Source organism: Streptomyces sp. SID486 (assembly GCF_009865385.1).
In the GTDB taxonomy this organism is placed as follows: Bacteria; Actinomycetota; Actinomycetes; order Streptomycetales; family Streptomycetaceae; genus Streptomyces.
This window is the reverse complement of the sequence record NZ_WWJT01000268.1, coordinates 1-5,561: the sequence shown is the minus strand read 5'-3', so window position 1 is coordinate 5,561 and position 5,561 is coordinate 1. Positions and strand designations below refer to the sequence as shown.

At 70.4% G+C, this 5,561-nt stretch carries 5 protein-coding genes; 1 reads left to right on the top strand and 4 read right to left on the bottom strand.

What is annotated here, in order from left to right; all coding sequences use genetic code 11:
• Window positions 1-198 precede the first annotated feature (198 nt).
• From GT045_RS13340 to GT045_RS13325, 4 genes are all read right to left on the bottom strand, one after another.
• Window positions 199-1,026, bottom strand: coding sequence for an alpha/beta hydrolase (locus GT045_RS13340; RefSeq protein WP_161292067.1), 828 nt, complete (start codon window positions 1,024-1,026; stop codon window positions 199-201).
• Between the two features lie 146 nt (window positions 1,027-1,172).
• Window positions 1,173-2,273: an Imm49 family immunity protein gene (locus GT045_RS13335; RefSeq protein ID WP_161334295.1), complete on the bottom strand. Its 1,101-nt coding sequence runs from the start codon at window positions 2,271-2,273 to the stop codon at window positions 1,173-1,175.
• A 172-nt stretch (window positions 2,274-2,445) separates the two neighbouring features.
• The gene (locus tag GT045_RS13330; protein ID WP_161334294.1) at window positions 2,446-3,519 is read right to left on the bottom strand and encodes a polyprenyl synthetase family protein; all 1,074 of its coding nucleotides are present in this window, start codon (window positions 3,517-3,519) and stop codon (window positions 2,446-2,448) included.
• A 162-nt stretch (window positions 3,520-3,681) separates the two neighbouring features.
• Window positions 3,682-4,224 carry a hypothetical protein gene (locus GT045_RS13325; RefSeq protein WP_161334293.1) on the bottom strand — a complete coding sequence of 181 codons (543 nt, stop codon included), beginning with the start codon at window positions 4,222-4,224 and terminating at the stop codon, window positions 3,682-3,684.
• A gap of 580 nt (window positions 4,225-4,804) precedes the next feature.
• Here GT045_RS13325 and GT045_RS13320 point away from each other — a divergent pair.
• A complete protein-coding gene (locus GT045_RS13320) occupies window positions 4,805-5,443 on the top strand; it encodes an HD domain-containing protein (RefSeq protein ID WP_161334292.1) in 639 nt (212 codons plus the stop codon).
• Window positions 5,444-5,561 lie beyond the last annotated feature (118 nt).

The window sequence follows — 5,561 nt, the reverse complement described above, 5'->3', positions numbered from 1 at the left end:
GGCCCGCGTCCCGGCGTCCCGCGTCCCTCGTCCCGCGGAGCGACGCGGTCGCGCAACCGGCCGCGGCCGCCGGCCCCTTGCTCCGGGCCCGCGTCCCGTGGAGTGACGCGGGCGCGCGGCCGGGACGTGACACACCCCGTCCGGCGTTCCCCGGCCATCGGACGGCCGTGCCACCGCCGGGGCCCGACCGCTCCGTCTTCAGCGGGCGGCGGTCCCGATGAAGTCCAGCAGATCGTCGTTGAGTTGCTCGGCGTGGGTCATGAAGAGTCCGTGGCCGGCTTGGGGGTACTCCTTGTAGATCCCGCCCGGCACCAGTTTCGCCAGCTGCCGCCCGCACAGCTCGACGGGAGCGGAGGCGTCGGCGTCGCCGTGCACGATCAGCACCGGTACCCGCAGCGTGCCGGCCTCCTCCCGCAGGTCGGTACAGCATCCCGTCCGGATCACCTCCACGGCTGCCTTGGCCGAGCAGTCCAGGCATCGCTGCACCGTCCACTGCACCAGCTCGCTGGAGACGCGGTTGCCCAGGTGCGTGGCGAAGAACGCCTGCGCGTTGTGCGCCATCCACTGCGGGCGGTCCCTGGTCCGCTCTGCCAGCAGGGCGTCGAAGGCGCTCTGCTCGATCCCCTCCGGATGGTCCGGCGTCCGGATCATCAGCGGTGCCGTGGACGAGACGAGCACCACCCGGCTCACCCGGCCGTAACCGTGCCTGGACAGATAGCGGATCACCTCTCCGCCCCCCATCGAGTGCGCCACCAAGGTGACCTCGCGCAGGTCGAGGTGATCGAGCAGCGCCGCGAGGTCATCCGCGAGGGTGTCGTAGTCGAAGCCATGGCCCACCCAGTCCGAGCGACCGTGGCCCCGCTTGTCGAACGCGACGCAGCGCATGCCCGCTTCGGACAGCGGAAGCATCTGGAACTCCCAGGCACTGCTGCTGAGCCAGGCCCCGGCCACGAACACCACCGGCGTGCCCTGACCCCAGTCGGTGTAGAAGAGACGTGTCCCGTCAGCGCCTTCGAAGTACGGCATGGTGAGCGGATCCTTCCCCGTCGGTTACGACACTGCTGTGTGCGCCGCCAACTCTTCCCCACGCGAGGTCACTTCGGCGATTACGTCGGAGGTAACCCGTTCCGGCCGGCTGCCGCATCCCGGCAGGCCCCCCACGGCCCCGGCCGTTACTTGGCGGCCCAGTAGCCGAGATCGTTGACGCCGATCGCCTCCGCCCGCTGTACGGCCTGGGGCGAGCCCAGCAGCTGGTCGGGCAGGTAGCCGGAGTGGACGTCGAGCTCCCAGCCGTGCACTTGGACGGCGAGGGCGGCGATGGTCAGCGCGCCGAGCGGGAGAAGGGAACCGGGAGCCGCGTCCGGCCGCGCGCTCCGCCGGTGTTCGAGGAGATGAGTGGTGAGCGCCTGCTCGAAGGCGGTCCGGTCATCGTCGAGGAGTACGCGAAGCAACCGGTGATCGGGCGCCAGGGGGCCCGCCGCGTCCAGGTTCCGGGCTGCTTCGGCGCGTTCGACGGCGTCCGGCTTGCACAGCGGCACGGTGGGCCAGTCATGGGGCAGATGCCCTGCCGCCCGGGTCAGGTAGCCGCACAGGGCGTCCATCGCCGCCAGATCCGCCAGATCCGCCAGATCCGCCAGATCCGCCTGATCGACCTGATCACGCAGATTCACCAGATCCGCCAGATCGACCTGATCCGCCTGATCAGGCAGATCCACCAGATCGGCCAGATCGACCTGATGCGCCTGATCGGCCTGATCTGCCGGACCGGAGGCGGAGGTCGGCGCCGCCGAGTACGGCACCGCGTCGCGGACGGCGGGCGCGTAGTCGTCACGCAGGAGCAGACCGGTCACCCGCTGCCAGTCCCACACCAGGCCGCTCACCAGGCACAGCGCAAAGGCGTCGAGCCATGTCCTGGCCGTCGGGGCGCGGTCGACGGCGCGACCGAACGCCCCGTCCTCACTGCTGAGCCGCTCGCCGATGAGGGGGAGGATGACCTCCTGGTCGCCGTCGGGGAAACAGCTGATGCTCAGCACTCCCAGTGCACACTCCGCCGCGGTGCGCAGGGCGAGCCGCGCGGCTTCGTCGAGCGCGGGCGCACGGACCGTGCGTGCGGCGACGTGATCGAACAACTCGACTGCCGACTCGTCCAGTTGCCGAGGGCCGCAACCGTCGTGACGCAGCCGGTGCCAGCGCCGCCGAAGCCGTCCGGTGATGTCGTCGAGAGCTTCGTCGATGAGTTGCTCGCTGATGTCGTGGCGCGTCAGATCCGGCACAGCCACCGTCCCTTCGTGATCATGATCGGCAGGAGGCGGCACGCTATCAGTGACCACCGCCAGCCCGGCACACAGCCGATTCCGTCGCCGTCGCCCACCTATGGATCGCCCTCGCCGCCGACGGCTGTGCCCTCCCGCGCTCGACGCCCACCCCTCCCCGTGCCCGCGCCGTTCACGCGAGGCGTTCGACGCTCCACAGCGGAAGGTGTTCGAAGAAGGCGACCGCCTCCGCGCGCCAGCGCGACCGCCAGCCGGCGGCGACCTGGGACGCCTGCTGCGCGTGCCGTCGCATGTCCGCCTCCAACCTCTCCCGCACCCCGTGGCGTTCAGCGATCGCGCGGACGGCTGCGACGGTGTCCGGTGTGCAGGAGGCATCACCCAGAGCGGCGTCGACCACCGCGCGGTCGGCACCGTCGACCGCGCTCAGCAGTGCGCTGACCGTGTAACTGCGCTTGCCGTCACGGAGGTCGGTGCCGGCCGGCTTGCCCATGGTGGTCGAGTCCCCGAACAGGTCCAGGTAGTCGTCCCGCATCTGCCCGCAGATCCCCACCAGGCGGGCGTATGAGCGTAGTTCGTCCCCGAAGAGCGCCGGCTGCTCGCCCGCGGCCAGGAGCCCGAGCTGGAGGGGGGCGAGGATCGAGTAGCGGGCGGACTTGTAGTCGGCCACGGTGTGCAGGACCTCCTCGTCCACGGAGGCGAGGACATCACGCTCCAGGTCGGTGATCTGCCCGACGAACGTGTCGGCCGCCGCGCGCGTGTGCACCTCGACCATGGCCTGCCGCACCGGCACGGGCACGTCCGCCTCCAGCAGCACCTGCAAGGACAGCGCGAGGGCGAGATCGCCCGCGAGCACCGCAAGCCCAAGGGCGGTCCGCGGTCGTCCGGGGAACCGCTCGCGGTAGGCGTAGTAGGTGGACGGACCGCCGCGGCGGGTGGGGCTGTCGTCGATGAGGTCGTCGTGGACCAGGCCATGGGTCTGCAGCAGTTCGATGCTCAGAGCGGCGGAGTCCAGTGCGACGTGGTCCGGCTCGGCGGTCACCAGACGGGCTGCCTCGTGCAGCAGCACGACACGTATCCGTTTGCCGCCCCGCATCGACAACTCCCGCAGCAGCTGCACACATTCGGGGGTGAAACGGCTGAACGACGGCGCGTCGATCCTGGTGCGCAGCCTGTCGAAGTACTCCTCGAACACCGTGTTGAACCGCTGCTCGTGTCCTGCGACACGCTCGAGAACCTGCCGGGCCATGACGACGGCCTCCTCCTCTGGTCAGGGAAGTGACTGTAGACGCGCCACGGCACGACGCGGCGCCCGGGATGCGACCGACGGTGCGGCGCATGCGGGCCGACATGGCCGCAGAGCGTGCGCGAGCCGATTTGCCGGTGCGGCGCATGCGGGTCGGTACGGCGTTCACCTGTGGGCGGCATCGAAGAGGGGATCGAGTGGCTCGCCCTCGTATCCCACGACGAGACAGGTCTCGGCTACCGGTCCCCGGGAGAGTTCCGCGAGCCGGTCCAGGACCGTCGCCTCGGACGGCAGGCCGGCCGGGTCGATACCGAGGGCCTGGGCCGCCCGGTCGCGTCGCTGGTCGAGGTCGGGCACGTCCTCCCGATACTCGTCGGCGACCCCCTGGAGTTCGCCGGTCGTCCGTCCGGGAGCATCCCGCCACCACGGTGCCACCAGACATAGACGCACCAGCTCCGGCAGGCCGAGAGCGAGTGGTCCGGACTCGCCGTCGAGGCTGACGTACACCACTGGCCGTTCCTCTCCGCCCTCGCCGACGAAGCAGAACGCGTCTCCTGAACCCGCCCGCGCGAACTGCTCCAGCCGGGCCCCGGAGGCGAGCCGGACCCCTTCCTCCAACAGATGGTCGGCCGGGTCGGTCGCGTCGAGGTCCGCGACCCCGGCAAGGAAGGCGACGACGTCCTCGTCGGTGCCCAGGAGAGGCAGCAACGCGCCTGGGTGGGCAGGTATGCCGGCTGACGCTTTTGATCCGTTCACCCGGCAACCGTAACCGGGGGCCTCCGACACCGGCCGCGGCAGACCGCCAGGGGGGCGGGTCGATGCGCAGCCGTGGGTGCGGCACACCTGATCCACAAGGCGGTGGTCGACCTTCGACGAGACGGCAGGGGCGGTCGCCGAACTTCGGCGAGACCGGTCAAGGCTCGATGAGACAGGACTTGCAGCCGCGGGCCGACATGACGGCGTCGAGTGCACGGCCCGATGTATCGATGTGGCGACGAGTCGATGTGGCGGCGTCGGCAGCGGTCGCCGATACTGGTGAGACGTCTCAGTGCGTCCCCGTCACGGTGTCACGGACGACGACGATGACGGCCACTACGACGGCCACTACGACGGCGACTATGACGGCGACGCGCTGCGGGCCGTGGCTCGCGGTCGTTTCCGCTGCGTCTGCTTTCAGCTGCTGCACGGCCGCGTCGCAGCGGAGCCGAAGGGGCCCGCGGGTGGCGGCGCTGTGGGCGCGGGACGCGCCGCCCGCTCATCGCCCGAGACTCCGACGAGAGTGAGGATCATGACCGGCACCATCGCAGGGGTGGAGATTCCCGACACCGCGGCGGCGGCGGAGGCCACCGGATTTCTGCGGGAGACGACCGACCCACTCATTTTCCACCACTCACGGCGCGTGTTCCTCTTCGCCTCGTTGCACGCCCGAAACCTGGGCCTGCGGCCGGACCCGGAGCTGCTGTACGTGGCAGCGATGTTCCACGACACGGGCCTCTCCCGCCCGTTCTCCGAAAAGGAGCAGCGTTTCGAGCTGGACGGCGCCGACCACGCGCGTGCGTTCCTGCTCGACCGGGGGTTCTCCGAGCGTGCCGCCGAGGTGGTCTGGACGGCGATCGCACTGCACACGACACCAGGGATTCCCGGACGGATGGGCCCGGAGACGGCTGCCACGAACTTCGGCGTCCTGACCGACGCGGTCGGCTGGGGCCTCGACGGGCTGGACGACGCCCAGGTGGACGAGATCGTCGGCGTCCACCCGCGCGGTGAATTCAAGAAGGAATTCCTGCAGGCGTTCCTGGAAGGGCTCAAGGACCGCCCGGACACCACGTACGGAACCGTCAACGCCGACATCCTCGAACACTTCCTGCCGGAATTCCGCCGTACGACCATGGTCGAGCGCATCACCCAGGCACCCTGGCCCAGCTGATCCACGCGCGACGCGGCCGCCCCGGGCCACTCCGGGAGAGGGCAGCGGAACAGACGTCCGCCGGCGCCCGGCACACCACTTCCGGACACCCCACGAGAAGCACCCCACGAGAAGCACC

Excerpts from the sequence above, each read along its gene's own strand:
- GT045_RS13330 (WP_161334294.1), bottom strand. The coding sequence starts at position 3,519 with ATGGCCCGGCAGGTTCTCGAGCGTGTCGCAGGACACGAGCAGCGGTTC.
- GT045_RS13320 (WP_161334292.1), top strand. The coding sequence starts at position 4,805 with ATGACCGGCACCATCGCAGGGGTGGAGATTCCCGACACCGCGGCGGCG.
- GT045_RS13340 (WP_161292067.1), bottom strand. The coding sequence starts at position 1,026 with ATGCCGTACTTCGAAGGCGCTGACGGGACACGTCTCTTCTACACCGAC.